Consider the following 26,201-nt stretch of genomic DNA (forward strand, 5'->3'; position numbering starts at 1 on the left):
TGCACGCGCTGGCCGAAGGACACGGCATCGCGCAGCTGGACGCGCCGGTCTCCGGCGGGGTGAAGGGCGCGGTCGCGGGCACGCTGGCGTTCATGGTGGGCGGCGACGAGTCCGCGGTGCAGCGCGCCCGGCCCGTCCTGGAACCCATGGCGGGCAAGGTCATTCACTGCGGCGCGGCCGGTGCGGGCCAGGCCGCCAAGGTGTGCAACAACATGGTGCTCGCGGTGCAGCAGATCGCGGTCGGCGAGGCGTTCGTGCTGGCCGAGAAGCTGGGGCTGTCCGCCCAATCGCTGTTCGACGTCATCACCGGCGCGACGGGCAATTGCTGGGCGGTGCACACCAATTGCCCGGTGCCGGGCCCGGTTCCGACCTCGCCGGCCAACAACGACTTCAAGCCCGGCTTCGCGACCGCGCTGATGAACAAGGACCTGGGCCTGGCGATGGACGCGGTGACCTCCACCGGTTCGGCGGCGCCGCTGGGCACGCACGCCGCCGAGATCTACGCCAAGTTCGCCGCCGACCACGCGGACAAGGACTTCAGCGCCGTCATCGAGATGCTGCGCAGCAGCTGAGCCGGAAGCCCCGCGTCACTGCACCTTTCGCCCGAGGAACGCGGCCAGCTGATCGGCCGGCGCCCACCCGCCCGGGCACGGCTGCTCCTCGGCGAAGGGCTTGTCCGGCCCGCGGAACTGCGGGCCCACGAACGCGCGCACGGCGGCCAGTTGCTCGGCCGACAGCTCGGGGTCGAGATCGGTGGACTGGCTTGTGGCGGCGGCGAGATCCCAGGCATGGGTCAGCACGTCGCTGGTGCGCAGCCCGATGAAGAACCGCCCGGGCAGCTCCCCGAACGGCAGCTTGAACATGGTGGACATCCCGTCCGGACCGGCGAAGACCTCCTGCGCGGCGGCGGCAGTCGCCCGGTGCGCCGCCATGACGTCGTCGGGACGGTCGGCCGGCCGCTCACCGCGGCCCGACCAGACCACGACGTGCTCGTTGCCGCCGATGACGTGCTCGATCAGGTCACCAATCGTCCACTCGGAGCACGGAGTTGGGCCGCCGTACTGCTCGGGGCCGACGTTGGCGAGGACACCGGCGAACGCTTCCTGAGCGCGTTGATGAGCAACAAGTGGGTCCACGGTCCTGCCTTTCTCTTCGGATCTTCAGAAGTCGCCCGCATTGCGGCGCAACGTTTCGATGGATGACACCAGCGCCGCCGACTCGGCGGCGCCCATCCCGATGTCGGCGAACACCTGCTCGTTGAGCGTGACGGTGGCGTCCTCGACGGTGGAGCGGCCGAGGTCGGTGATGGCCACCAGCGTGGTGCGCCCGTCGGTCGGGTGCGGCACGCGGCGCACCAGCCCGTCGGCCTCCAGCCGGCGGATGGCGTGGGTCACGCTGGTGACGTGCACCTGCAGGCGATCGGACGCCTTGGTGATCGGCAGCGCACCGGTCCGGCTGAACGCCAGCAGCCGCAGCAACTCGTACCGGGAGAAACTCAGGTCGTAGGGGCGCAGCGCGGTCTCGACGCGGGCGAGCAGGATCTGGTGCGCACGCATCACCGAGGTGACGGCGACCATGCCCTCCGACACGTCGCCCCATCCGGCGCGCTCCCAGTTGGCCCGTGCCGCGGCGATCGGGTCGCGTTTCGAGCTCGATGCGGCCACGCCCTTTCTTACCGCATCTGGGACCGAATCGGGACCTTTCCTATCGCCGACAGCACCGCCAGGGTCGACGCGCGGTTTCCCACGGTGATCCGGGTGCCGCCGTCCGGGTAGTGGCGCACGTGCAGCCCGCTTTCCGCGAACACCTCATGCCATGACGGGCCCCGCCCACCCCTCGAAGGCAGGTACATGAAGTTCGCGTGGGCGTCGGTGGTGTAGATGCCCAGCGCGCTCAGCCGCATCCGCAGATAGCGGCGTTCGGCGTTGATCGACTGGATCCGTTGCAGCAGTTGGTCTTCGGCGTCGTACGACGCCGCCACCGCAAGGAGACTGGTGAGCGCGATGCCGAACGGCAGCTGCTGGGACCACAGGGTGGTCGCCAGCTCCGGGGACGCCAGCCCATAGCCGATGCGCAGCCCGGCCAGCCCGTAGGCCTTTGAGAACGTCCGCACCACCAGGACGTTCGGGAAGCAGGCGAGCAGGGCCGGGACGTCGATGCGGTGCTCGGGCGCGGCGAACTCGACGTAGGCCTCGTCGAGCAGCACGACGGTGTCGCGCGGCACCCGGCGCAGGAACCGCACCACCTCGTCCGCGCTCTCCAGCGTGCCGGTCGGGTTGTGCGGGCGGCACACCACCACCACCCGGGCGTCGGCGGCGGCGTCGGCCAGCCCGTCGAGGTCGTGGTGGCCGTCCGCGTCGAGGGGAACGAGCAGCGGGTCCAGGCGAGCCATCCGGGCGATGATCGGATAGCCGTCGAACGTCGGCGACGCCATCGCCACGGTGTCGCCCGGGGCGGTCAGCGCGTGCAGGGCCTGCAGCGCCACGCCCGTCGCGCCGGCACCCAGCACCACCTGCTCGGCGGGCAGGCCGGTGTGGCCGGCGATCAGGCCGCGCAGCCGTTCGGGCAGGAACTCCGGATAGCGGTTGACCGCGTAGATGGACCGGATCAACGCCGAGCGCACCGCCGGCAACGGCGGGAACGGATTCTCGTTGAGCGACAACGCAAGCGGGTCGATCGCGGTGGGAAACGCCTCGTCGATGTCATCGGCGAAAAGGCTGCGGACGGGTTGCATCAGCCCCGCCCGCCCCAGCGCACCGCCGCCGCGCCGGCAAAGTCGCCGGCGTGGGCGAAGGCCGCCATCATCACCACGTCGCCCGCCTCGAGCTGGCCATCGGTTATCGCGTGGTCGAGGTTGACCGGGATCCCGGCGCCGAACAGGTTGCCGCACTTCTCGAAGGTGTCGCGATGGCGTTCGGGCGGCAGCTCGAGGGCCTCGCGCCAGTTGCGCAGAAACGCGCGGTTGGGCTGGTTGGTCACCAGCAGGTCGATGTCCTTGGCGGCCAGGCCGATTCGGTCGCAAACCGCCAGCGCCACCTCGGGCACCTGCCGATTGCCGCGAGCCAGCACCTTGGTGATCTTGCTTTCGGTGAAGCCGATCGAGCCCTCGCCGGGCCCCGCCTGCCACCACTTGCGGGGCGGGTCGAACGACAGCGTCATCTCGCCGGCGTATTCGCCGTAGGTGCGGCACTCGACGTCGAGGATCGGGGATTGATCGCCCACGCTGACCAGGGCCGCGGCCGCCCCGTCGCCGGGCACCGCCGACTGCGCCTTGCGGCGGATCGTCGGCTGATCGAAGAACTGCCCGGCGGCGTTTTGCGCGATCGCGATCAGCGCGGTGTGCCCCTCGCCCGACGACAGCAGCTTGCGGGCCACGTTGAGCGCCAACACGAATGCGGCGCATCCGCCGTTGTTCAGGTCGAGCACCCACGAGGGTCGCATGCCCAGCCGATGCGCGATGCCGCCGCCCTGGCCGTAGAACGCCATGTCCGGCACCTGCGTGTGGGTGATCAGCACGTCGGCGCCCTCGATGGCGTCGGCGCCGTGCCGCTCGATCAGGCCCTGCACCGCCTGCTCGATCATGTCGATCGAGCTTTCCTCCGGCGCGACGTGATGGCGAAACCGCGGGGCGCGAAACATGAGATTTTCACGCAGGTCGTCGGATTCGGCGAATTGTGCGTAGTATTCGGCGCCGATCGGCTCGCCGGGCAGATAGGTTGAGACGTCGATCAGGCTCACGTTCGGCTTGCTCATCATCAACTCATCTCATCCATTTGGGGGTCACCGGCAGCCCGTTGCGATGGCGGTACTCGGCGATGGCCTTGAGGTTCTTCAGCTCCAGCAGGTGGCCGGCGCCGAACATGTCCCAGAAGTCGCCGACCCACACCGGGCGCTTCGGCGGCGCCGTCTCCGGGTACGGGTTCTCGTCGTAGAACGGGTGGTGGCAATTCGTCCACAGCACAACGGAACCCGGCTTGTCGAGGACCGCCTGCGCGTCGACGACCCGCATCAGGTAGATCATCCACAGGTGCTTGCCCTGGTCCCACGCGCAGTGGTAGTCGACCGTGCGGGCCTGCTCGTTGGCGACGGTCCGCGTGTAGATCTCGGTCTCCGAGCCCAGCCGGTCGTGGGCCAGCCACAGGCCGGGCTCGTCGGTGGGGGTGAAACCGCGCAGGCTGTAGGTCCACTCCTCGAGGCTGCGGGTGTCGGCCATGTACTCGTACAACTCGTCGGGCGGACAGTCGACGTAATCGTTGACGGTGCAATAGTCCCCGAAGACCTGGTCGTGCGGGTAGACCGACCGCATCATGTCCATGATGATCGGGGTGGCCTTCTCCCGCGGGCTGGTCTCGATGCGGGTCACGCCGTCGAGGGGCGTGGGGATGTCCTCAAGCGCTGGCAGCGACATCGATCCGGTTCTCCTTTGCGATTTGTGCGAGAAATGGTGCGAATGGCGGCATCTCGTCGGCCGCGCATTCGACGCTGACGACGGCGGGCCCGTCGGTGGCGAGCACCGCGCGCATCCAGGCCGCCAGGTGATCGAGGTCGTCGACGTCGACGGCCGTCAGGCCCGGGAACATCGCCGCCAGCCCGGCGCCCAGCCGGCTGGACCGGAACCGGTTGTAGCTGTAGAGGTCGTCGTAGAAGAGCTGCTCGCGGGTCACGCACATGGCGTGGGCGTTGTTGTTGAAGACCACGAACGTCACCGGCAGCCGGTAGTGCACCGCGGTGTGCACCTCCATGCCGTGCATGAAGAACGCCCCGTCCCCGGCGATCACCACGGTGCGACCGGGCGGGCGCCCGCTGTTCGCGCGGCCGAAGGCCATCCCGATGCCGGCGCCGAAGCTGTAGCCCATGCCCCCCATGCCCAGCGCGACCGCGAACCTGCCGTCGCGGCGGGCGGGCAGGTAGTGGATCGCCGCCGCGCCGGTGTTGCCGGCGTCCACGACGATGTCCGCGCCGTCGGGCAGGCAGCCGTCCAGCACGGCCATCGCATCGCGATAGCGGACCCCGGGCCCATCGCACGGCGGCGGGACCAATTCGGTGCGCCGCACCGTGTCGGGCACCCGCACCTTGGCCGGCCGTCCCGGGCCGGACAGCGCCTGGGTCAGCATGCGCAGCGAGCCGCGCAGGTCGTCGGTGTGCACGTGCGTGCACGGAACGTACGGCGGCGCCGAGCCGATCGAGACCGTCCGCACTGCCGCCAGGGCGTCGTCGAGCCCGGTGCGCGCGGTGACCGACAGGCGCGTGCCGACCACCAGGCACACGGCGCTGTCGGCCACCGCTTCAACCACACCGGGGTGGCCCATGACACCGGTCACCCCGAGCGCGGACGACGACCCGAGACCGGGTGTGCCGGCCACGTCCTTGGCGTCGGGCACGGTCGCCACTCGCGCCCGTAACACCGCGCGCAGGGCCTCGAGCTCGGCGCGGGCGTTGTCGCGGGCGACCTGCTCGCCGACGATGATGGTGACCGGGCCGTTCGCGTCGCGCAGCGGTCCGACGATCGGGTGCGGGTTGCCGATGGGACGCAAATCGTCGGTGGGCCACCCGTTCTGCCCGCAGACCACGCTGCCCTGCTGAATGTCCTTGGGCAGCAACAGCACCGCCGGTCCGCCGGTGCGCGCCGCGGCGATCGCCCGCGACAGGGCCGGCGCGGCGTCGGCGGGGCGCAGCACCCGCTCGCACGACACGGACACCGCGGAAAACAGCGCCTGCGCGTTCAGCGAGCCGTTCTCGCCGCTGGTGTCCTGAAAGCTGCCCCGGCCGTCCAACGTGGTGGGGGTTTGACCGACCAGGGCCAGCACCGGAACCCGGCTCGTCAGCGACTCACCAAGGGCCGCAACAAGATTCAGTGCCCCACCGCCCGACGTCGCCGCGACGACGCCCAGCCCGGCCCCGCTGCGGCTGTACCCGTCGGCCATGGCGGCGGCGGAGAATTCGTGCTTGGCCAGCACGGCGGTGATGTCGGTCCGGAAGTGCGCGGCGTCGTAGAGGTCCTCGATGTTGGCGCCGTCGACGCCGAAGATGTGGTCGACGCCGGCCGAGGCGAGCCGCTCGACGATGTGGTCGACCACTCGCTGCTTCCTGGGCATGCATATAACACGACGCGCGGTGAACTTGAGTTCACCGCGCGTCGGGGTTTACCGGGGTTTTACAGCGAACGCTGCAGCAGAACCTGCCCGCTGTCCGCGGAAACCACTTGCACGGCAGCGATCTGGTCGACCGGCGTCGAGATGCTGCCCGCGGGCGTCGCGGTGTGGCCGGGCTCGGCCACCCACGTCGCCAGCCGGGTTTGGCTGCCGTCGCGGCCCACCACGACCATCGCCAGCGTGTCGTGGTGCGCGTTCAGCGGGGCCAGGCAGACACACTTCAGGTTGATCGACGTCCCCCAGTGCTGGCTGGACAGCTGCACCGTGGAGGCCAACAGGGTGGTGCCGATCTGCGCCATCGGCTGCGAGGACGCGGCCACCTGCTGCGCGGGCGCCGAATTCCCCTGCACCCCGACCAGCACACCGATCCCCAGCACCGCGGCCGCGGCCGACGATGCCACCCACGTCGCCACCCGGGTGCGGCGCCGGCGCCAGCGCACCGTTGCCAGCAACGAGGGCAACAACTCCGGCGAAATCTCCGGCGCCGCCGTCACCGCGCGGCCGGACTCGTCCATCGCGGCCACCTGTTCGGAGTCGAGCTGGGAAAGCAGGGCCGGCACACCGCTCAGGTCGGCGACGGCCTCCCGGCATGCCGGGCAGCCGGCCATGTGCGCCTCGAACTCGCGGCGGTCGGAGGCCGACAGCGACCCCAACACGTATGCGGCGTCCCACATCGCGTAGCGGTGGTCGTCTTCCGCGGTCAAACCAAACACCTCGTTGTCACCGGGCGGGCCGATGCCTCGTAGCGGCGTCCTCATCTCGTCCATCTCCTGTCACCCATCAAGTATTCGGAGCCGATGACCGTCTGGATGGTCATCGCGTGACTCCAAGTTCCTGCAGAGTGAGCCGCAATGCCCGCACGGCATAGTGTAGTCGCGACTTCACTGTTCCTTCGGCGATCTCCAGGTCCGCAGCAATCTGGGCGGTCGTCCAACCGCGGTAGTAGGACCGGTCGATCACCGCCCGGTGTTCGGTGGACAGCTGCGACATGGCCTCGGCTATCAGCAGCCGGTCCAGCGCCGCGTTCACCTCGTCGGGCGTCGATTGTTCGGGCGCCCCCGACTCGTCCAGCGAACCGACGACGTTGCGGTACCTCGCGCTGCGCCGGTCGTCGATGATCATGTTGCGGGCCACGGTGAACAGCCACGCCCGCGCGGACCTCTCGGTGTCCCCGATGACCTCCGGATGCTGCCAGGCCCGCAACAGCGTCTCCTGGACGACGTCCTCGGCCTGGCTGGCGTCACCCGTCAACCGGAGCGCATAGCGCCACAAGACCGCGGCGTGTTCGTCGTAGAGGGCCTTCATCAGAGCGGCCTCGGCTGCCCCGGACGCCCCCCGAGTGCCGGCTACGCGAGCCACTCGATCACCTCCTGCCCTCTGAAACGAGTGGAGCAGGCGTTTAGTTCATGCGAGCGTCAAGATGCGCGGCCCGGTTTCGGTCACCGCGACGGTGTGCTCCCAGTGCGCCGCGCGCGACCCGTCGGCGGTCGTCACGGTCCATTCGTCGTCGAGCACCCGCGTTTTGCTGGTTCCGAGCGTCAGCATCGGTTCGATGGCCAGCACCGAGCCCGGGGCCAGCATGGGGCCACGCCCGGGCGAGCCCTCGTTGGGCAGGAACGGGTCCATGTGCATTTGCCGGCCGATGCCGTGGCCGCCGTAGCCCTCCACGATCCCGAACGCGTGCCCGTAGCGGGCCGCGGCGGCGCGGGTGCCCATTTCGATGGCGTGCGCGACGTCGGTCAGCCGGTTGCCGGCGACCATTGCCGCGATGCCGGCCTGCAGCGATTCCCTGGTCGCCTCGCAGAGCGCCTCGTCGGCGGCGTCCAGCGCCCCGATCCCGAAGGTGATGGCGGCGTCGCCGTGCCAGCCGTCGAGCACCGCACCGCAGTCGATGGACACCAGGTCACCGGGGGCGAGTATTTCCGCGGCGGACGGGATGCCGTGCACTACGCGGTCGTTGACGGATGCGCAGATCGACGCCGGGTAGCCGTGATAGCCCAGGAACGACGGGACCGCCCCGGCCTCGCGGATCACCGACTCGGCGATCTCGTCCAGGCTCAGGGTGGACGCCCCCGCGACCGCGGCCGCATGGACCGCGTCCAGCGCGGCGGCCACCACGGCGCCGGCGGCGGCCATCGCGTCGAGCTCACCGGGGCTGCGCTGCGGCACGACCCTGCGACCCCGCAGCCGCGCGAGCGCGCTCATGGTTACTTGCCCAGCGCTTGCAGCGCGCGGGCGAACACCTCGTCCACCGTGCCGACCGCGTCGACCGTCTTCAGCTCGTCGCTGTAGTACTCCAGCAGCGGCGCGGTCTCGTCGCGATAGACCTTCATGCGGTTGAGGATGACCTCGTCGGTGTCGTCGGCGCGGCCGCGCCCCTTGAGCCGTTGCAGCAACTCGTCCTGCGAGACGCGGAATTCGACCACCGCGTCGATGTCGCACCCGCGGCGCTCGAGCATTTCGTGCAGCGCCTTGGCCTGCTCGAGCGAGCGCGGGTAGCCGTCCAGGATGAAGCCGTTGACGCAGTCCGAGTCGTCGAGCCGGTCGTCGACGAGCTGGTTGGTCAGCTCGGAGGGCACCAGGTCGCCGGCGTCCAGGTAGCGCTTGGCCTCCACGCCGAGTTTGGTCCCGTTTTCGATGTTGTTGCGGAAGAGCTCCCCGGTGGAGATTTGCGGGATGCCAAGCTTTTCGGCGAGCTTTTCGGCCTGCGTCCCCTTGCCCGCCCCGGGCGGTCCCAGCAAAACCACTCTCACTTGAGGAACCCTTCGTAGTTGCGCTGCATGAGTTGGCTCTCGATTTGCTTGACCGTATCCAAACCGACACCAATCATGATCAAAACCGCCGTGCCGCCAAACGGCAAATTCTGAACCGCTCCGCCATTGCCGATCTGCAGGAACAGATTGGGCAGCACGGAAATGGCACCCAGGTAGATCGAGCCCGGCAGCGTGATCCTGCTCAGCACGTAACGCAGGTAGTCCGCGGTCGGCTTGCCCGGCCGGATGCCGGGAATGAAGCCGCCGAACTTCTTCATCTCGTCGGCACGCTCGTCGGGGTTGAACGTGATCGACACGTAGAAGTACGTGAAGAAGATGATGAGGCCGAAGTAGATGCTGATGTAGACCGGATCGCTGGGGTCCGACAGGTAGCTGCCGACGAACTTGTCCCACCAACTGTTGCCCACGCCGCCGCTGCCGCTCCGGATCAGCTGGGTGATCAGGTGCGGAATGTAGATCAGCGACGACGCGAAAATGACCGGAATAACGCCGGCCTGGTTGACCTTCAGCGGCAAATACGTCGACGTTCCGCCGTACATGCGCCGGCCCACCATGCGCTTGGCGTATTGCACCGGGATCCGGCGCTGGCCCTGCTCGACGAAGACCACGCCGACGATGATGAGCAGCGCGGCGCCGCAGACGGCCGCGAAGATGATCCCGCCGCGGCTGTCCAGGATGGACTTGCCCTCGGCCGGGATGCGCGCCGCGATGCCGACGAAGATCAGCAGTGACATGCCGTTGCCGATCCCGCGTTCGGTGACCAGCTCGCCCATCCACATCACCAGCGCCGCACCGCCCGTCATCACCAGCACGATGACGACGAGCGTGAAGATCTTCTGGTCGGCGATGATGTCCAGCGAGCAGCCCTGCAGCAGCCCGCCGTTGGCCGCCAGCGCGACGATGCTGGTGGCCTGCAGGACTGCCAGCGCGATGGCCAGATACCGGGTGTACTGGGTCATCTTCGCCTGGCCGGACTGGCCCTCTTTGCGCAATTCCTCGAAGCGCGGGATGACCACGGTCAGCAGCTGCACGATGATGCTCGCCGTGATGTAGGGCATCACGCCCACGGCGAACACCGTGAGCTTGAGCAGCGCGCCGCCGGAGAACAGGTTGATCAGCGAGTAGATCTGCCCGGCCTCGCCGCCGCTCGCCTCCTTGATGCACTGCTGCACGTTCGGGTAGTTCACACCCGGAGAGGGCAAAGCGGCGCCGACCCGATAGAGAAGGACGATGCCAAGCGTGAAGAGGATCTTCCGTCTCAGGTCGACTGTCCGCAGCGATGAGATGAAAGCCGAAAGCAACTCTTCCTCCTGCGTCCTGCGTCTCGCGCCTAACACCCGCAGGCCAGGACGTACGGCGCCGCGCGTCAAACCGTGTACGAGACTAACAGCTGATCGGGACTGGTCCTCTCGACACCCTTTGCCGTCAGCCGCGAGGCGTAGAGTTTCGGTGGCTCATTGCATTGGCTAAATAAGCGGGAGCACCATGACGCGAACCGATCAGGACAGCTGGGACTTGGCCTCCAGCGTGGGCGCGACGGCGACGATGGTCGCCGCGGCCCGCGCGTTGGCCAGCACGGAGACCGACGCGATCATCGACGACCCGTTCGCGGCGCCGCTGGTACGCGCGGTCGGCCTCGACTTCTTCGTCCGCCTGGTCGACGGCGAGGTGGCCCCGGACGCGGACGACGGCGGCGAGCGGGACTTGCAACTCGAGACCGACTCGATCGCGGTGCGCACCCGCTTCTTCGACGACTTCTTCCTCAACGCCGCGCGCGACGGCATCTGCCAGTCGGTGATCCTGGCCGCCGGCCTCGACGCGCGCGCCTACCGGCTGGCCTGGCCGCCCGGCAGCGTGGTCTACGAGGTGGACCAGCCCAAGGTCGTCGAATTCAAGACCGCCGCGATGGCCAACCTGGGGGCCGCCCCGACCGCGGACCGGCGCACGGTCGCCGTCGACCTGCGGGACGATTGGCCGGAAGCGTTGCGCCGCAGCGGTTTTGACGCGTCGCAACCCACTTCCTGGAGCGCCGAAGGCCTGCTGATGTACCTTCCGCCCGACGCCCAGGACCGGCTGTTCGACAACATCACCGAGCTCAGCGCCCCCGGCAGCAAGCTGGCCACCGAATACCACGGCGACACCGGCCGCACCATGTCGCAACGCGCGCAGCAATTCAACCAGCGGTGGGCCAATCTGGGTTGCGACATCGACCTGTCCGGGCTGTTTTTCGACGGCGAGCGCAGCAACGTCGTCGACTACCTGGCCGGCAAGGGCTGGCAGGTGAGCACCCGGCCGCGGCGGGAGTTCTTCGCCGACTACGGCCGCGTCTTCCCGGACGACGAGGAATCGCAGCTGCGAAACATCATCGCCGTCACCGCCACGCGGGGTTAGCCGGGCTTGGCCGCCGGGGTCCGGACCACCAGCGGCACGGCGGGGAAGCACCATGCCATCTCGGTGCGCGACTTGCGCAGCGCGGCGGTGCCGTAACCCTTCTTGCGGTGGTCGGGGTGGATCCAGATCCGCACGTTCACCTCGCCGCCGACCAGCTCGCCGAACACCATTCCGACCTTCGCGCCCGAGTCGACCGCGACGAACCACGCGGCCTCCTCGTCGCCGACGCGGCCCAGCGCCGCCCGGATCTCGTCGTCAAGGTTGCCCGCCGGGCCGCCGGACCCGTCGCCGGCGGCGCCGACGTCCTCGGTGCGGGCCGCGAAGATGTCGCGGTCGTGCTCGGCGGAGAACGGTCGCAGCTCGAGGGTCTCCCCCGAGCTCGCCGGCCGCTCCCCGAGGGTGAAGCTCAGCTGCTTGTTCAGGTCCTCCAGCTCGGCCAGGATCTTTCGGCGCGAGTCGATGGTCAGCTGGGCGAACGACATGCCCATGACCGCCTCGGCGGCCAGGTGGGACGTGTCGAGCAGCCGGACGATGGCCTCCACCGCCGCCGCCTTGTCCTCGGACTCCACCACGACGTCGGCTATTTCGTGCCGGCGTTCGAGGGCTTTCAACAGGGCGTCGGCGATCTCCCGGCGGGCGGCTTTGCGGTCCTGGTCAGTCATCGCACCAGCCTAGACAGTTCCAGGAACCTGCGATAGCGGTCTTCGACCGCGCTCGCCCAGGCGGGATCGGGCTCGACGACGCGCTCGATGCGGGCCCACCGGCCCGCGTCGGTGATCGAGGTCTCCAGCCCGGCCGCCATCCGGCCCAGGAAGGCGGCCCCCAGCGCCGCGCCCTCGGCCACCGCGGACACCTCCACCGGCCGGCCGGTGGCGTCGGCGATGGCCTGCATCCACGGCCCGACCCGGGTGCCGCCACCGGAGGCGACGATGCGCGCCACCGGCGCCCCGCCCAGTTCGATGAGCTGACGCACCACGAAGCCCGCGGCCTCGTAGGCGGCCCGCCGCACCGCGGCCGGGTCGTGGGTGAGGTCGAGCGCGTCGAGCACGGCCCGGCGGTCCGGGTCGTGGAACGGCGTGCGCTCGCCGCGGATGTAGGGCGACCACACCGGCACGCGGCGCGGATCGGCGGTGCCCGGATCGCCCGGGCCGAGCAGGCGGTCCACCCAGCCGAGGAACAGGCCGCCCGCGTTGCTGGCGCCCCCGATCAGGCTCTTGCCGGGGGACGTGTGCGGGATGGTCCACAGGCCGGGCACTTGCCGCGCCTCGGCGATCGTGTTCCACACGATCAGGGTGGTGCCGCACAGCACCAGCACGTCGCCGTCGCGGTCGGCGCCGGCGACGATCTGTTCGCACAGCGCGTCGATGGCGCCGATCGCCAGCACGGCGCCCGTCCCGGGGAGCTGTCCCGCGGCGGTGCCGATCGTCTCCACCCGGGGCATCTGGTCGACGGTCGCGCCGCAGTCGGCGCAGGCCGCCGGGTCCCAGCCGGTCCCGTCGAACAGCGGGAAGGCGGTGGCGGCGGTGGCGACGTCCAGCACCGCCTCGCCCGCCAGCGCGTGGTTGGTCACCGCGGGCGCGGGCCAGTACCCCGCCGCGCCGGGCGCCTGGGCCGCCGTCCAGCGCAGGAACTCGGCGGCCTCGCCCAGCGCCGGTAGCGGCTTGTCGTCGGAACCCGGCACCCGGCCCCGGGCGTCGCCGTACAGCAGCCCGGGGGTCAGCGGTGCGCCCGCGGCGTCGACGGCGGTCAGCGATTTCACCATCGCCGACACGGCCACCGCGCGGACGTCGGGTCCGGGGCCAAGGCGCTCCAGCGCCGCCACCGGCCCCCGCCGCCACGCCTCGTCGGCGTCGTGTTCGAGCCGATCGGGCGCCGGGACCCGCAGCTGGTGCGGAATGCGCACCCGCGCGCTCACCCGGCCGTCCGCGTCGGCGGCCACCGCCTTGACGGCGGTGCTGCCGACATCGACGCCGATTGTGACGCCATCACGTGACACGGGCGTCACCGTACGCCAGCATTGGCGTCTGTGACATCACGACCGCGCGCCCTGGTGACCGCGCCGCTGCGGGGGCCGGGCTTCGACAAGCTCCGGCAGCTGGCCGACGTGGTGTACGACCCCTGGATCGAGCAGACGCCGCTGCGGATCTACACCCCCGAGCAACTGGCCGAGCGGATCGCGGCCGAATCCGCCGATGTCGTTGTGGTGGAGGGCGACTCGGTCCGCGGCCCGGTGTTCGAGCAGGGCCTTGTCGCCGTGGCGTCGACCCGGGGAGACCCGAACAACGTCGACATCGACGGGGCCACCGCGGCCGGCATCCCGGTGCTGAACACCCCGGCCCGCAACGCCGACGCGGTCGCCGAGATGGCCGTGGCCCTGCTGCTGGCCGCGACGCGGCACCTGCTGACCGCCGACGCGGATGTCCGCGGCGGCAACATCTTTCGCGACGGCACCATTCCCTATCAGCGGTTCCGCGGCTGGGAGATCGCCGGGCGCACCGCCGGGCTGGTGGGCCTGGGCGCGGTCGGCCGCGCCACCCAGTGGCGGCTGGCCGGGCTGGGCATGCGGGTGATCGCCCACGACCCGTACAACGACGAGGCCCGGCACGGCCTGGACGAACTGCTCGCCGAGGCCGACGTGGTGTCCCTGCACGCGCCCGTCACCGACGGCACCGCCGGCATGATCGGCGCGGGGCAGTTCGCGGCCATGCGCGACGGCGTGGTGTTCCTCAACACCGCCCGGGCGCAGCTGCACGACACCGACGCGCTCGTCGACGCGCTGCGCTCGGGCAAGGTGGCCGCCGCCGGCCTGGACCACTTCGTCGGCGAATGGCTGCCGGCCGAGCATCCGTTGACCTCCATGCCCAATGTCGTGCTGACGCCCCACATCGGCGGGGCGACGTGGAACACTGAGGCCCGGCAGGCGCAGATGGTGGCCGACGACCTGGAAGCGCTGCTGAGCGGCAAGACGCCCACCCATATCGTCAACCCGGAGGTGCTGGGCCCATGAAATCCGTCGCGAACGCCGAAGACGCCGTCCTGAACGCGGCCAAGGACATGCTGCGCCGGGGCCTGGTCGAGGGGACCGCCGGCAACATCTCGGCGCGCCGCCCCGACGGCAACATCGTCGTCACGCCGTCGTCGGTCGACTACCGCGACATGCAGCTGGACGACCTGGTTCTGATCGACCCGCAGGGCGAGGTGCTGCACGCCGCCGAGGGCCGGTTCCCGTCGTCGGAGGCGAAGCTGCACCTGGCGTGCTACCAGGCGTTCGACGACATCGGCAGCGTCATCCACAGCCACCCGGTGTGGGCGACCATGTTCGCCATTGCGCACCAACCGATTCCGGCCTGCATCGACGAGTTCGCCGTCTACTGCGGCGGCGAGGTCCGCTGCGCCGACTACGCCGCGTCCGGCACGCCCGAGGTCGGCGCCAACGCGGTCAAGGCGCTCGAGGGCCGGGGCGCCGCGTTGATCGCCAACCACGGCCTGGTGGCCGTGGGCCCGCGCCCCGACAAGGTCCTGCACATCACCGCCCTGGTCGAGCGGACCGCCCAAATCGTTTGGGGTGCACGGGCTCTCGGCGGTCCGGTGCCCATCCCCGACGAGGTGAACCGCAACTTCGCCGGCGTGTACGGCTACCTGCGCGCCAACGCCTAGATGCGCCGGCTCCGGTTCGGTCACGCCAGCGTGGCCCGCGTCCTGGAGCTGCGATTAGAGCTGGGAGCCGGCTCTTTTCCGCAAACGCCTCCGTCGGGGTGGCGCGACAACGCCGACCTGCTGGTGCCGGACTTCTTCGACCCCGACACCGACCAGTGGCACGCCGCCGTCCAGAGCTGGGTGATCGAGGTCGACGGGCTGACCGTCGTGGTGGACACCGGTGTCGGCAACGATCGCGAGCGGCCGCACATGCCACCCCTGGACCACCTCAACACCGGGTTCCTGGCGGCGCTGCAGGCGGCGGGCATCGACCGCGCCGCCGTCGACGTCGTGGTCAACACCCACATCCACTCCGATCACGTCGGCTGGAACACGATGCGCGAGGACGACACCTGGGTGCCCACCTTCCCCAACGCCCGCTACGTGGTGCCGGCCGCCGACTACCGCCACTTCTCACCCGACGGGCCCGCGGGCCGACGGCCCGGCGACCGGCTCCTGTTCGCGGACAGCGTCGCGCCGATCGACGAGGCGGGCCAGCTCGTCCCGTGGTCGGACGACTACCAGATCAGCCCGTCGCTGCGGCTGCGGCCCGCGCCCGGGCACACGCCGGGATCCTCCGTGCTCTGGCTCGACGCGGGCCGGCCGGCGGTCTTCGTCGGCGATCTCACCCACAGCCCCCTGCAACTGCGCCGGCCCGCCGACGCCTGCGCCTTCGACGTGGACGCGCCGGCCGCCGCGGTGACCCGCCACCGGATATTCACCGAGGCCGTCCGCGCGAGGGCCGTCGTGATACCCGCGCACTATCCGGGTCACGGCGGCGCCACCATCCGCGCCGTCGACGACCGATTCGACGTCGATCAGTGGCTGGACATCGAATCCCTCTGACGCCACTCGCGGGGCGGGGCGCCGTGCGCGCGGGCGAACTGCCGGCTGAAATAGCCGGGATCGGGCATCCCGACCCGCCTGGCCACCTCGGCGACCGGTAGGCCCGTTTCGGCCAGCAGCGCGCGCGCCGCGGCCATCCGGCGGTCGGTGATCCACTCCCCGACCGTGCGCCCGGTGCGGCGCCGCACCACGGTGGTCAGGTGGCCCGGGGTCATGCCGAGATCGCCGGCGACGTCGCGCAGGGACAACGGCCCGGCGTGCCGGCGGTCGATGACCTCGAAAACCTCGGCCAGCAGCGGTTCGCCACTGCGGCGCAGCTCGGCCACCACCGGCCCGGCCAGGCGCGCGAGGTCGATCAACAACAGCGTCAGGTGCGCCAGCGTGGCCTGCCGGTAACCGTCCTGCCGCGCGCACAGTTCCGCTTCGATCGAACCGATCGCGGCATCCCACGCGTCCCGCCGCGCCCCGGGCACGTCCAGGCGCAGGATGCCGCCGACCTGTCCGTGCAGGAACGGGAACAGCAGCGGGTGCGCCCGCCACGCCGGCCAGGGCGACCGCGCGTCCTCCCCCAGCGCGGCCGGGTCGAAGAACACCGCCACGCCGGCCTCGTGGAGATCGAGGCGCCCAGGGTCGAGCACCCGGCCGGCCGCCGCCACGTAAACCAGTCCGGCCGCGGGCAGGTACCAGAGCGCGGGAAAGTCGTGAATGTGGCGGCCGCGCTCGACGAAGTCGTCCGGGCGCGCGCGCACCACCGATACCGGGGGCGTCTCGGGATCGCTGCGGTACTCGTAGATCGGCACGCCCGCGCGCTGCCGAACCAACCGAGCGGGCTGAGTCATACCGCCAAAAATAGTCCAATTTTCACCGATAATCACCCAATTCTCGGTCCGCCCAGCGGTTCACCATGGATCACGTGACCAAACATCATCCACATGACTACCTGCCCGCCGCCGGCCACGACGCGCTGCTGCCCTGCTACGACCTGTTCAGCCGCTTGTTGGGCATGAAGAAGGTCCACCAGACCCTGATCGCTCAGGCCGAACTCTCCGACTCCCGTCGCGTCCTGGAAATCGGCTGCGGCACCGGCAATCTCATCATTCGCGCGAAACGCGACCACCCCCAGCTGGAGGCCGTCGGCTGCGACCCCGATCCGCGGGCGCTCGACCGGGCGCGGCGAAAAACCGGCGCGGTCCGCTTCGAACAGGGCTACGCCGAGCGGCTGCCCTACGCCGACGGCGAATTCGACCGCGTGCTGTCGTCGATGATGCTGCACCACATCAACGACGACGCGAAACCCGCCGCGGCGGCCGAGATCTTGCGCGTCCTGCGCCCCGGCGGCAGCCTGCACCTGGTCGACATCGGCGGCGAGGTGGACGGCGACGGCGGCCTGGCGGCGCGGCTCATCCGGCGCAACCATCACGCCGCCGGCAACCTCGGCGACGCGATCCCGCGCCTGCTGCACGGTGCCGGGTTCGACTGCGCCGAGGTCGCCACGCATCGGCAGCGCGTGGTCGGACGGCTCACCTACTATCGCGCGACCCGGCCCGCCTAGGCCCGATCGAGGCCGACCGGAAGTGACTCGTAGACGGTCATGTTGTTGCACAGGTCGGGAAGCGTCATCCGCGGCTCGCCGACTTCGATCGCCCGGGTGTTCAGCAAGATCTCGTCGAGGGCGGCCCGGACTTCCGCCCGCGCCAGCATCGCACCCAAACAGTGGTGGGCGCCGCCACCGCCGAAGGATTGGTGTGGGTTGGGATCGCGGCGAATGTCGAACCGGTATGGATCTGAGAAGACGTCTTCGTCGCGATTGGCCGAACGCAACATCGTCACCACGCGCGCACCCGCGGGGATCGGCACGTCCCGGAGCGTCACATCCCTGGTCGCTCCGCGCACCCAGAACATGATCGGCGTGGAATAGCGGATCACCTCCTCGACCGCCGTGCGCCGCGCGTCCGGGTCGGATCGATAGGCCGCGATCTGATCCGGATTGGCCGCGAACGCGCTTATGCCGTCGCACAACGCGTTTCGAGTCGTGTCGGCGCCGGCCAGCCCGAGGATGAAGAAGAAGATCTCGAGTTCGTTGGGGGGCAGCAAGAAGCTCTCCCCCGACTCTCCGGTGATCTCCGCGGTGCACAGCGCGCTCCAGATGTCGTCCACCGGATGCTCACGCTTGTGGGCGGTCAGCGCACTGGCGTACTCGAACAGCTCCATGAAGGGCAACAGGTCATCGCCATCGGGAAGCGCCAGCTGCGCGCCGGCGGTCTTCAACACGCGGTCGATCAGGCCGAACACGTGCGGGCGGTCGGCGTCCGGAATGCCGACGATGTCGCCGATCACCGAGATCGGCAGTCCTGCAGCCAGATCGACGAACTCGCCACCACCGGATTCCAGGAGGGCGGCGGCCATCGCCTTGGCCCGATCCCGGATGCCGTCCTCCAGCTTGGCCACCGCGCGCGGCGTGAATGCGCGGGCGATCACCTTGCGGCGAATCGTGTGATCGGGCGGGTCCATGCTCACGATCGCCGGGTAGGCGTCGAACATTGGCACGTCCTGGATCAGCGGTCCCCCGGTCGCCGTGAACGCCTCGTGATCGCGGTGGACTCGCGCCACCTCGGTGTGCCTGGTGCACACCCAAAACTCGCGCCCCACAGTCGATCTCACGTCCGGGGTGAGTTGCTGGTGAAACACCGGCGTGCGGGCGCGCAATTCGGCGAACAGGTCGTCGGGAAATCGCGTGGCCCAAATCGCCGGCTCGGCGAGATCGACCGCCGTCTCCGTCACGATCCGCCCCGAACCTGCTCGAGCTCGTTGCGCAGGCCGGCCAGGATCAGCCGCAACCCGTACCCGAACGCCTTGTCGCTCGGACCGTCGGCGCCGTAGGTGTGCTGAAGCTGCACGGAACCCAGCAGGTGGATGTACAGCGCGGCGTGGGCCGCGTCGAAGTGCTGGGCACCCAGGCCGGATTCGCGCAGGATCGCGCGGGAGGCGCGGTCCAACTCGGTCGCCGCGGCGGTGTGCGGATGCTCCTGCAGCAGCGCCGCGATGCCGGGCACGCCGACCAGCACCTTCCAGGCGCCCGTGTAGAGCGCTTGCAGGCGTGTTTCCCAGTCGCCCTCCCGCGGAACCTCGATCTGGGCAAGCACCGATTCGATCAGCAGATCGAGCAGTTCCCGCTTGTCGCGGACGTGGTAGTACACCGACGACGCCGACGTGCCCGCCTCCGCGGCCAGCTCGCGCATCGTGACGCGGCCGACGCCCACCCGTGTGGCCAGCCTCAACAAGTGCTTCGTCAGGTGCGCCCGGTCCAAGGCCCCGTAGCGCAGCACCGGCGCATTGGACACCGCCATACTCCCCCCTTCGAACACTGTTCGATTTCGAACGGTATTCAGATTAGAACAATGTTCGCCTACGCTCGTCAAGCATGGCGCCCTACCGCGTGGTCCAGTGGTCAACCGGCAACATCGGCAAGCGCGCGCTCGGCATCCTGCTGGACCGCGACGATTTCGAGGTGGTGGGCGTCCACGCCCTGGGCGCGGACAAGGTGGGGCGCGACGCCGGCCCGCTCGCGGACCGGCCTAAGACGGGAGTCACCGCGACGAGCGACGTCGACGCGTTGCTCGACCTCGCGCCGGACTGCGTGAACTACATGCCCCGTGCCATCGACTACGAACTGGTGGAGGCGATGCTGCGCCGCGGCATCAACGTCGTCACCACGGGCGACTTCCTGACCGGCACCCATCACCCGGTCGAGCTCCCGGCGCTGCGGGAGGCGGCGCGACAGGGCGGGGCGACGTTTCTGGGCACGGGATTCGAGCCGGGCTTCATCAACGTCGTCGCCGGCTTCCTCACCGGCGCCTGCCCACGGGTGCGCAGCGTCAAGCTCGTCGAAACACTGGACTGCACAACCTATCCCGTGCCGGACGTGTGGAAGGTGCTGGGATTCGGCAAGCCGCCCCGTGAGCCGGTGACGCACCTCGACCCGGAGAAGCAACGCTACGGCCTCGGCTACTTCGAGACGCTGGACATGATCGCCACCATGCTGGGCACCGAACTCGACGCCAAGGAGGCGTTCGTCGAGCCGGCCGTGCTGACCCGGGACCTGAACCTGGGCTGGGTGGACTACGCCGCCGGCACCGCCGGGGGCCAGCGCCGCACCTATCGCGGCTATCGCGGCGGCCGAGCGGTGATCGAACTGGCCATCTGCTGGACCATGAGCGACGACGCGCTCGAGCCGAAATGGCCCGACCCCAAGGGTTTCAGCGTGGTGATCGACGGCGAACCGCACGTCGACGCGACCATCCGGTTCGGCAAACCCGGCGAGGACGTGATGACCGTGTTGATGGACAGCACCGCCGTCGCGGCGGTCAACGCCATCCCGTTCCTGTGCGGCGCAGAACCGGGCGTCATCACGCCGATCGATCTGCCCGTCATCGGATCCCCCGGCGCCCTGGTCTAGCGCTGGTCGAAGGCGACCTTGACCGCGCCGCTGTCGGCCTGGTCGGCGAGCGCCAGGAAGGCCTCGCGCCACCGCTCGAGGCCGAAGGTGTGCGTCAGCATGGGCCGCAGGTCCACCCGGCCGGCGGCGGCCAGGTCCAGGTAATGGGCGATGGCGTGCTTGCGCTCGCCCTCGACCTCCTCGAAACCGAAGGCGTTCGACCCCACCCAGCTGATCTCCTTGAAATACAAGGGACTCCACTCCCAGCGGCCGGGCGCGTGCACACCGGCCTTCACCAGCGTTCCCCTTGACCGCAGCACCCGGACCCCGACCTCGAAGGTCTCCGGCTTGCCGACCGTGTCGTAGACGACGTCGAGCGCCCCCGGGTACGCCATCGGCAGGCCCAGCAGCGGCCGGCGCAGCCGGCCGCCGCCCCACGCGGCCAGTTCCTCGATGACGGCCAGGCGCGGTTCGTGGTCCAGCACCAGGTCGGCGCCGAACCGGCGGGCCAGTTCCTTTTGGGCCGCGAAGCGCGCCACCACCGCGACGGCCGCTCCGGGATAGAGCGCCCGCAGGATCGCGACCGCGCACAACCCGAGGGAGCCCGCGCCGTACACCAGCGCCCGGCCCGATTCCGGCGGCGGATGCCGGGTGATCGCGTGCAGGGACACCGAAAACGGGTCGGCGAACACCGCCAGCTCGTCGGGCACGGAGTCCGGAACGGGAAACAGCATGCTGTCGTGGGCGGGCATCAGTTCCGCGTAGCCGCCCGTCACGTCGGCAGACACCCCGGTGTGGATGCCGGGCTTGATGTCGCCGTCGGTGAAGCTCCAGCACAGGCTGTAGTCGCCGATTTCACAAGCGGGACAGGGCGGTTCGATGCCGCGCGGCCCGCAGGACAGCCACGGGTTGAGCACCACGCGCTGGCCGACCTCGAGCCCGCGCGCCCTGGGCCCCAGCGCCACCACGTCGGCGACCACCTCGTGCCCCATGACTTGCGGGAAGGAGCAGAACGCGGACATGGCGTTGTCGGCGTCGGCCTCACCGAAGTCCATCAGGATCTGCTTGGAATCCGACCCACAGATGCCGGTCAGCCGCGGCCGGGTGATAACCCAATCCTCGTGCAGCAGTCGCGGATCCGCGACTTCCTGCAGTGCGACCGGGCTGTGGGTCAATGCGTCGTCGGGTCCCGGCGACGGCTCCGGCGGAACGCCGTACACGAGCGCCCTCATCGCGGCGCCATCCCCGCGACACCGGCGATGAACGCGTCGAGGTCGGCGTTCTTGGCGTCCACGACCGCCTTCATGTCCGGGACGTAGTGCTCGAACGTGTCGGCGGCCAGCGCCCCGATGATGCCATCGGCCACCTCGTCGGCGGGCACCTTGGGGCCCTGATAGAGGGGCTCCTCGCTGCCCGGGTGGTCCCAGATCTCGGTGTCGACGGGGCCCGGCTCGATCAGCTTCACGGCGACCCCGCTGCCGTGCAGGTCGACGGCCATCGCCTCGCTCCAGCCGCACAGCGCGAATTTGCTTGCGCAGTAGGCGGTTTCGTGGATGATGCCAAGCCGGCCGCCGACGCTGGACACGTTGACGATCAGGCCGGACCCGCGCGCCAGCATCCGGGGCAGCAGGGCCAGCGTCAGCCGCATCGGGGCGAAGAAGTTGATCCGCATGACCTCCTCGACCTCGTCGGGCTCCAGGGCCGCGACGTGGCGCCGTTTTGGGATCGCGGCGTTGTTGATCAGCACGTCGACGCCGCCGAGCGCGTCCCACGCCTCTAAAGCCAGCCCGTGCAGCGCGGCGGTGTCCGCCAGGTCGGCCACCCACATCGCCGATCCCGGCGAGGTCCGCCGGCAGTCGGCCAGCACCTCGGCCAGGCGATCCCGCCGGCGGGCGATCAGCCCCACCACCGCCTCTCGCCCGGCCAGCCGCCGGGCCAGGGCCGCCCCCAGACCCGACGAGGCACCCGTGATCAGCACCCGTTTTCCCGCGGCGGCGTACGTCATCCGTCAAGGTTGCCGCGAATCGCGGGAAGCGTACAGTGGTAGCAGCTTGTTATATCGGCTAAATATTAGATTAACTACTTCCGAACAGGGGCAGTACATGAGTTCCACCAGGTATGAGGGCGACACCTGGGACCTGGCATCCAGCGTGGGGGTGACCGCGACGATGGTCGCCGCCGCCCGCGCCGTGGCGAGCCGCGCCGATCGTCCGCTGATCGACGACCCGTTCGCCGAGCCGCTGGTCCGGGCCGTCGGCGTGGACCTGCTCACCCGGCTGGCGACCGGCGAGCTGAATCCGAGCGAGCTGAACGACGTGCACGACGGCGACGCTGCCGAGGGGTCCGCCGGGGCGATGTCGCGGATGGCCGACAACATGGCGGTGCGCACGAAGTTCTTCGACGAGTTCTTCCTGGGCGCGACGCAAGCCGGCGTCAAGCAGGTGGTGATCCTGGCGTCGGGGCTGGATTCCCGCGCGTACCGGCTGGACTGGCCCGCCGGGACCGTGGTGTACGAGGTCGACCAGCCGCAGGTCATCGAGTTCAAGTCCCGCACGCTGGCCGAGCTCGGCGCCGCCCCGACCGCCTATCGGCGGGTGGTGGCCGTCGACCTGCGCGACGACTGGCCCGCCGCCCTGCGCGCCGCCGGATTCGACCCAACCCGGCCGACCGCGTGGAGCGCCGAAGGCCTGCTCGGCTACCTGCCCCCGGAGGCGCAGGACCGCCTGCTGGACACCATCACCGAACTCAGCGCGCCGGGCAGCCGGGTGGCGACCGAGAGCGCGCCCAACCGCGAGCCCGGCGACGAGGAGAAGATGAAGGAACGCATGCAGCGCATCTCCGAACGCTGGCGCGCGCACGGTTTCGAGCTGGACATGGCGGGCCTGGTCTACTTCGGGGAGCGCAACGAGGCGGCTTCCTACCTGAGGGACCACGGTTGGTCGCTGGAAGGTGTCAGCATCCGAGACCTGTTCGCGGCCAACGGTCTTCCGCCCCTTGAGGGCGACGACACCCGCATGGGCGACGTGCTCTACGTGAGCGGCACCCATGAGTGAGGGCCGCACCGAAGGCGACAGCTGGGGACCGGCGTCCAGCGTGGGCGCGACGGCCACCATGGTCGCGGCGTCCCGCGCGGTGGCGTCGCAGGGGCCCGATCCGCTGCTCGACGACCCGTTCGCCGATCCCCTGGTCCGCGCCGTCGGGCTGGACCCGTTCATCCGCATCATCGACGGCGAGGTCGATTTCGAGGACGACGCGCTGTTCAACCGGAAGACCCGGCGCGAACAGATCACGGTGCGCACCAGGTTCTTCGACGATTTCTTCACCGGCGCCGCCGCCGACGGCGTGCGGCAGGCGGTGATCCTGGCCTCCGGCCTGGACACCCGGGCCTACCGGCTGCCGTGGCCGGCCGGCACCGTGGTCTACGAGATCGACCAGCCCCAGGTCATTGCGTTCAAGACCGGCACGCTGGCCGGTCTCGGCGCCGCCCCCACCGCCGAGCACCGCCCGATCGCGATCGACCTGCGCGACGACTGGCCGGCCGCCTTGCGGCAGGGCGGATTCGACGTCACGGCGCCGACGGCGTGGAGCGCCGAGGGCCTGCTGCCCTACCTGCCGCCCGAGGCCCAGGACCGGCTGTTCGACCACATCACGGCGCTGTCCGCGCCGGGCAGCCGGCTGGCCACCGAACACGTCCCCGACCCGAACGCGTTCACCGACGAGCGGTTGCAGCGCATCTCCGAGCGCTGGCAGCGCTTCGGTTTCAACCTCAACGCGGCCGACCTGTTCTACCGGGGCGAGCGCAACGTCGTCGTCGACTACCTGGAAACCCACGGCTGGCGGGTGACGGCCTATCCCGCCCGGGAATTGTACGCCAGCAACGGGTTTGAGTTCCCCGAGGACGCGATGGCGGCCGCCTTCGGTGACCTGAGCTACGTGGCCGCGACCCTCAAGTAGGGTTTCGCCTATGCCACGCGCTCATGACGACAATTGGGACCTGGCCTCCAGCGTGGGCGTGACCGCGACGATGGTCGCGGCCGGCCGCGCCATGGCGACCAGGGACCCCCGCGGACTGATCAACGACCCGTTCGCCGAACCCCTGGTGCGCGCGGTCGGGGTGGACCTGTTCACCAAGATGCTCGACGGCGAGCTCGACCTCGACGCGTTCGAGAACGCCTCGCCGGCGCGCATGCAGGCGATGGCCGACGGAATGGCGGTGCGCACCAAGTACTTCGACGACTACTTCATCGACGCCGTCGGCTCCGGGGTGCGCCAGGCGGTCATCCTGGCGTCCGGCCTGGACTCGCGCGCCTACCGGTTACCGTGGCCGGACGGCACGGTGGTCTACGAAATCGACCAGCCGCAGGTGATCGAGTTCAAGACGACCACGCTCGCGGGTATCGGCGCCGAACCCACCGCCACCCGGCGCACCGTCGCCGTCGATCTGCGGCAAGACTGGCCGGCCGCGCTGCGGGAGGCCGGGCTGGACACTACGTCACCCACCGCGTGGCTGGCCGAGGGGCTGCTGATCTACCTGCCGCCCGAGGCGCAGGACCGGTTGTTCGACAACATCACCGCGCTCAGCGCGCCCGGCAGCACCGTCGCCACCGAATTCGTGCCCGGCATCATCGATTTCGACGCCAGCCGGGTGCAGGACATGTCCGGCGTGTTCCGGGAGCACGGCGTCGACATCGACATGGCGTCGCTGGTCTACACCGGTGAGCGCAACCACGTCGTCGACTACCTGCGGTCCAAGGGGTGGGACGCCGACGGCGTGACGCGAACGGAACTGTTCCGGCGCAACGACATCGAGGTGCCGCCCCCGGAGCAGGACGACCCGCTGGGCGAAATCATCTTCATCAGCGGCCGGCTGACGGCCTAGACGTAGGCGGCGTCCACCAGCACTCCCGGTGACGACACGCCCGGGGCTAGCGCAATTACGACATCGTGGTCAGCGGTCACCCAGGCCCAGGCTTGCTGAGCCGGGTGGCGGGACGGTGAGAACTCGCTGGCCACGGGACATTTCATCGACGATCGACAAGCAACAAGGCCGGACCGGTCCTCTGGTCGCCGACCAATGTTCTAATGCCCCCGAGGCATTTCGCACCTAGCGTCGGGGGCATGACGAAATCAACCGCCCGGCCGGTGGAAGCCGAAGAGTTCCTGACGGCGCTGCAAGAGCTGTCGCCGCATGCGTTGACCGCCTGTCCGGAATGGAACGTGCATGACATCGGCGCCCATCTTGCAGGGATCTACGAGGAAGTGACCCGCCATGTTCAGGCGTACTCCGCGGGTGCACCGCTGAAATCGACACGCGGTTTCGAAGAGCGCGAGGCGCCGTTCAGGGAGCTCAGCCCGGCCGAACTGCTGCGCACGGTGGATCGCGAAGAGGATCGGATGCGTCAGGAGATCCGCGCCGTTATAGACGAAGAACCGGACGCCACGCTGTGGTGGACCGGCCGGTGGATGCGCGTCGACGCGTTCCTTTCCCACCTGCGCAGCGAATGCGCGATCCACCGGTGGGACATGTACGGCGAGGACGACGTCAGCATGAGACTGCTCCAGCAGTTTGATCTTTTCAAACACGCCGTAACGAACATCGGCGCCAAACCCTTGTGCGCACGCGGCATAGACAAGTACGGGGCTGAGCTGTCAGGTTTGTCGGCCCGGGTGCGCACCGACGGTCTGCCCGATCTCCGCATCGATGTCACCGACTCCGTGCCCACGATGGATCTTGTCGACCCGGCGGACGAAGCGACCATCAGCGGCGATCAAGCTGCGCGTCTGTTACTGCTGTGGGGACGTTCACCCGCGACACCGTCGACCCGGCTGCAAGGCTGCGGTAGCAATAACGATGTGCTGCGCCTGCGGCGCCTGCTCTCCGGTTACTGAAGCGCCCCCACGATTCGT

Annotated in this window: 29 protein-coding genes; 11 read left to right on the forward strand and 18 right to left on the reverse strand. The window is 69.8% G+C overall.

Annotated features, from left to right (window positions below):
* A partial coding sequence (locus A5655_RS05000; protein WP_156764701.1) for an NAD-binding protein occupies positions 1-572 on the forward strand: 572 nt, incomplete at its 5' end.
* A gap of 15 nt (positions 573-587) precedes the next feature.
* Here the strand turns inward: A5655_RS05000 and A5655_RS05005 are convergent.
* From A5655_RS05005 to secY, 11 genes are read right to left on the reverse strand one after another with little or no spacing between them, the layout of a single operon-like run.
* Complete coding sequence (locus A5655_RS05005; RefSeq protein WP_067006170.1) at positions 588-1,136, reverse strand: TIGR03086 family metal-binding protein; 549 nt, start codon at positions 1,134-1,136, stop codon at positions 588-590.
* 24 nt (positions 1,137-1,160) lie between these two features.
* The gene (locus A5655_RS05010; protein ID WP_067006172.1) at positions 1,161-1,664 is read right to left on the reverse strand and encodes a MarR family winged helix-turn-helix transcriptional regulator; all 504 of its coding nucleotides are present in this window, start codon (positions 1,662-1,664) and stop codon (positions 1,161-1,163) included.
* Positions 1,665-1,672: 8 nt separating this feature from the next.
* Positions 1,673-2,734, reverse strand: coding sequence for a histidinol-phosphate transaminase (locus tag A5655_RS05015; RefSeq protein ID WP_067006174.1), 1,062 nt, complete (start codon positions 2,732-2,734; stop codon positions 1,673-1,675).
* On the reverse strand, positions 2,734-3,753 hold the full coding sequence (locus tag A5655_RS05020; RefSeq protein ID WP_067006176.1) for a 3-oxoacyl-ACP synthase III family protein: 1,020 nt from the start codon (positions 3,751-3,753) through the stop codon (positions 2,734-2,736). Before A5655_RS05020 ends, A5655_RS05015 begins: the two co-directional genes overlap by 1 nt.
* 7 nt (positions 3,754-3,760) lie before the next feature.
* The gene (locus A5655_RS05025) at positions 3,761-4,408 is read right to left on the reverse strand and encodes a hypothetical protein (protein WP_067006178.1); all 648 of its coding nucleotides are present in this window, start codon (positions 4,406-4,408) and stop codon (positions 3,761-3,763) included.
* Positions 4,389-6,095 (reverse strand): thiamine pyrophosphate-binding protein, encoded by a 1,707-nt coding sequence (locus A5655_RS05030; RefSeq protein ID WP_067006180.1) that lies wholly within the window; start codon positions 6,093-6,095, stop codon positions 4,389-4,391. The genes A5655_RS05025 and A5655_RS05030 overlap by 20 nt, the downstream gene beginning before the upstream one ends.
* Positions 6,096-6,154: 59 nt before the next feature.
* On the reverse strand, positions 6,155-6,910 hold the full coding sequence (locus A5655_RS05035) for an anti-sigma factor (protein ID WP_156764702.1): 756 nt from the start codon (positions 6,908-6,910) through the stop codon (positions 6,155-6,157).
* Between the two features lie 55 nt (positions 6,911-6,965).
* On the reverse strand, positions 6,966-7,511 hold the full coding sequence (locus A5655_RS05040) for a sigma-70 family RNA polymerase sigma factor (protein WP_082978486.1): 546 nt from the start codon (positions 7,509-7,511) through the stop codon (positions 6,966-6,968).
* Positions 7,512-7,556: 45 nt separating this feature from the next.
* The gene (gene map / locus A5655_RS05045; RefSeq protein WP_067006187.1) at positions 7,557-8,357 is read right to left on the reverse strand and encodes a type I methionyl aminopeptidase; all 801 of its coding nucleotides are present in this window, start codon (positions 8,355-8,357) and stop codon (positions 7,557-7,559) included.
* Positions 8,358-8,359: 2 nt separating this feature from the next.
* Positions 8,360-8,905, reverse strand: a complete 546-nt coding sequence (locus tag A5655_RS05050) for an adenylate kinase (protein ID WP_067006189.1) — start codon at positions 8,903-8,905, stop codon at positions 8,360-8,362.
* Positions 8,902-10,227, reverse strand: a complete 1,326-nt coding sequence (gene secY, locus A5655_RS05055) for a preprotein translocase subunit SecY (protein ID WP_067006265.1) — start codon at positions 10,225-10,227, stop codon at positions 8,902-8,904. The genes A5655_RS05050 and secY overlap by 4 nt, the downstream gene beginning before the upstream one ends.
* Positions 10,228-10,411: 184 nt before the next feature.
* On the opposite strand from secY, the gene A5655_RS05060 reads away from it, so the two are divergent.
* Complete coding sequence (locus A5655_RS05060) at positions 10,412-11,317, forward strand: class I SAM-dependent methyltransferase (RefSeq protein WP_067006191.1); 906 nt, start codon at positions 10,412-10,414, stop codon at positions 11,315-11,317.
* Here A5655_RS05060 and A5655_RS05065 read toward each other — a convergent pair.
* Together A5655_RS05065 and A5655_RS05070 are read right to left on the reverse strand one after the other, a co-directional pair.
* Positions 11,314-11,979, reverse strand: a complete 666-nt coding sequence (locus A5655_RS05065; RefSeq protein WP_067006193.1) for a GNAT family N-acetyltransferase — start codon at positions 11,977-11,979, stop codon at positions 11,314-11,316. The two genes, A5655_RS05060 and A5655_RS05065, sit on opposite strands and share 4 nt — an antisense overlap.
* On the reverse strand, positions 11,976-13,313 hold the full coding sequence (locus A5655_RS05070; protein WP_067006268.1) for an FGGY-family carbohydrate kinase: 1,338 nt from the start codon (positions 13,311-13,313) through the stop codon (positions 11,976-11,978). The genes A5655_RS05065 and A5655_RS05070 overlap by 4 nt, the downstream gene beginning before the upstream one ends.
* 30 nt (positions 13,314-13,343) lie before the next feature.
* Here A5655_RS05070 and A5655_RS05075 point away from each other — a divergent pair, with 30 nt between their 5' ends.
* The 3 genes from A5655_RS05075 to A5655_RS05085 are packed head-to-tail and all read left to right on the forward strand — an operon-like array spanning position 13,344 to position 15,859.
* The gene (locus A5655_RS05075) at positions 13,344-14,324 is read left to right on the forward strand and encodes an NAD(P)-dependent oxidoreductase (RefSeq protein WP_067006195.1); all 981 of its coding nucleotides are present in this window, start codon (positions 13,344-13,346) and stop codon (positions 14,322-14,324) included.
* Entirely contained in the window at positions 14,321-14,974 is a 654-nt protein-coding gene (locus A5655_RS05080; RefSeq protein ID WP_067006196.1) for an L-fuculose-phosphate aldolase, read from the forward strand. Before A5655_RS05075 ends, A5655_RS05080 begins: the two co-directional genes overlap by 4 nt.
* Complete coding sequence (locus A5655_RS05085; protein ID WP_067006198.1) at positions 14,975-15,859, forward strand: MBL fold metallo-hydrolase; 885 nt, start codon at positions 14,975-14,977, stop codon at positions 15,857-15,859.
* Here the strand turns inward: A5655_RS05085 and A5655_RS05090 are convergent.
* A complete protein-coding gene (locus tag A5655_RS05090; RefSeq protein ID WP_067006200.1) occupies positions 15,832-16,698 on the reverse strand; it encodes an AraC family transcriptional regulator in 867 nt (288 codons plus the stop codon). The two genes, A5655_RS05085 and A5655_RS05090, sit on opposite strands and share 28 nt — an antisense overlap.
* A gap of 74 nt (positions 16,699-16,772) precedes the next feature.
* Here A5655_RS05090 and A5655_RS05095 point away from each other — a divergent pair, with 74 nt between their 5' ends.
* Positions 16,773-17,411 (forward strand): class I SAM-dependent methyltransferase, encoded by a 639-nt coding sequence (locus tag A5655_RS05095; RefSeq protein WP_369807173.1) that lies wholly within the window; start codon positions 16,773-16,775, stop codon positions 17,409-17,411.
* On the opposite strand, the gene A5655_RS05100 is transcribed toward A5655_RS05095, so the two are convergent.
* On the reverse strand, positions 17,408-18,640 hold the full coding sequence (locus tag A5655_RS05100) for a cytochrome P450 (protein ID WP_067006204.1): 1,233 nt from the start codon (positions 18,638-18,640) through the stop codon (positions 17,408-17,410). The genes A5655_RS05095 and A5655_RS05100 overlap by 4 nt on opposite strands.
* Positions 18,637-19,206 (reverse strand): TetR/AcrR family transcriptional regulator, encoded by a 570-nt coding sequence (locus tag A5655_RS05105; RefSeq protein WP_067006206.1) that lies wholly within the window; start codon positions 19,204-19,206, stop codon positions 18,637-18,639. The genes A5655_RS05100 and A5655_RS05105 overlap by 4 nt, the downstream gene beginning before the upstream one ends.
* A 74-nt stretch (positions 19,207-19,280) precedes the next feature.
* Here A5655_RS05105 and A5655_RS05110 point away from each other — a divergent pair, with 74 nt between their 5' ends.
* A complete protein-coding gene (locus tag A5655_RS05110) occupies positions 19,281-20,315 on the forward strand; it encodes a dihydrodipicolinate reductase (protein ID WP_067006207.1) in 1,035 nt (344 codons plus the stop codon).
* On the opposite strand, the gene A5655_RS05115 is transcribed toward A5655_RS05110, so the two are convergent.
* A complete protein-coding gene (locus tag A5655_RS05115; RefSeq protein WP_067006209.1) occupies positions 20,312-21,526 on the reverse strand; it encodes a zinc-binding dehydrogenase in 1,215 nt (404 codons plus the stop codon). The genes A5655_RS05110 and A5655_RS05115 overlap by 4 nt on opposite strands.
* A complete protein-coding gene (locus A5655_RS05120) occupies positions 21,523-22,299 on the reverse strand; it encodes an SDR family oxidoreductase (protein ID WP_067006211.1) in 777 nt (258 codons plus the stop codon). The genes A5655_RS05115 and A5655_RS05120 overlap by 4 nt, the downstream gene beginning before the upstream one ends.
* Positions 22,300-22,396: 97 nt before the next feature.
* Here A5655_RS05120 and A5655_RS05125 point away from each other — a divergent pair, with 97 nt between their 5' ends.
* The 4 genes from A5655_RS05125 (at position 22,397) to A5655_RS05140 (ending at position 26,183) form a co-directional block, all read left to right on the forward strand.
* Positions 22,397-23,347, forward strand: coding sequence for a class I SAM-dependent methyltransferase (locus A5655_RS05125; protein WP_067006224.1), 951 nt, complete (start codon positions 22,397-22,399; stop codon positions 23,345-23,347).
* Complete coding sequence (locus A5655_RS05130) at positions 23,340-24,248, forward strand: class I SAM-dependent methyltransferase (protein ID WP_067006227.1); 909 nt, start codon at positions 23,340-23,342, stop codon at positions 24,246-24,248. The genes A5655_RS05125 and A5655_RS05130 overlap by 8 nt, the downstream gene beginning before the upstream one ends.
* 10 nt (positions 24,249-24,258) lie before the next feature.
* Positions 24,259-25,173 (forward strand): class I SAM-dependent methyltransferase, encoded by a 915-nt coding sequence (locus tag A5655_RS05135; RefSeq protein WP_067006231.1) that lies wholly within the window; start codon positions 24,259-24,261, stop codon positions 25,171-25,173.
* Positions 25,174-25,412: 239 nt separating this feature from the next.
* Complete coding sequence (locus A5655_RS05140) at positions 25,413-26,183, forward strand: maleylpyruvate isomerase N-terminal domain-containing protein (RefSeq protein ID WP_067006234.1); 771 nt, start codon at positions 25,413-25,415, stop codon at positions 26,181-26,183.
* Positions 26,184-26,201 lie beyond the last annotated feature (18 nt).

Source organism: Mycobacterium sp. 1081908.1, assembly GCF_001673535.1.
In the GTDB taxonomy this organism is placed as follows: domain Bacteria; phylum Actinomycetota; class Actinomycetes; order Mycobacteriales; family Mycobacteriaceae; genus Mycobacterium.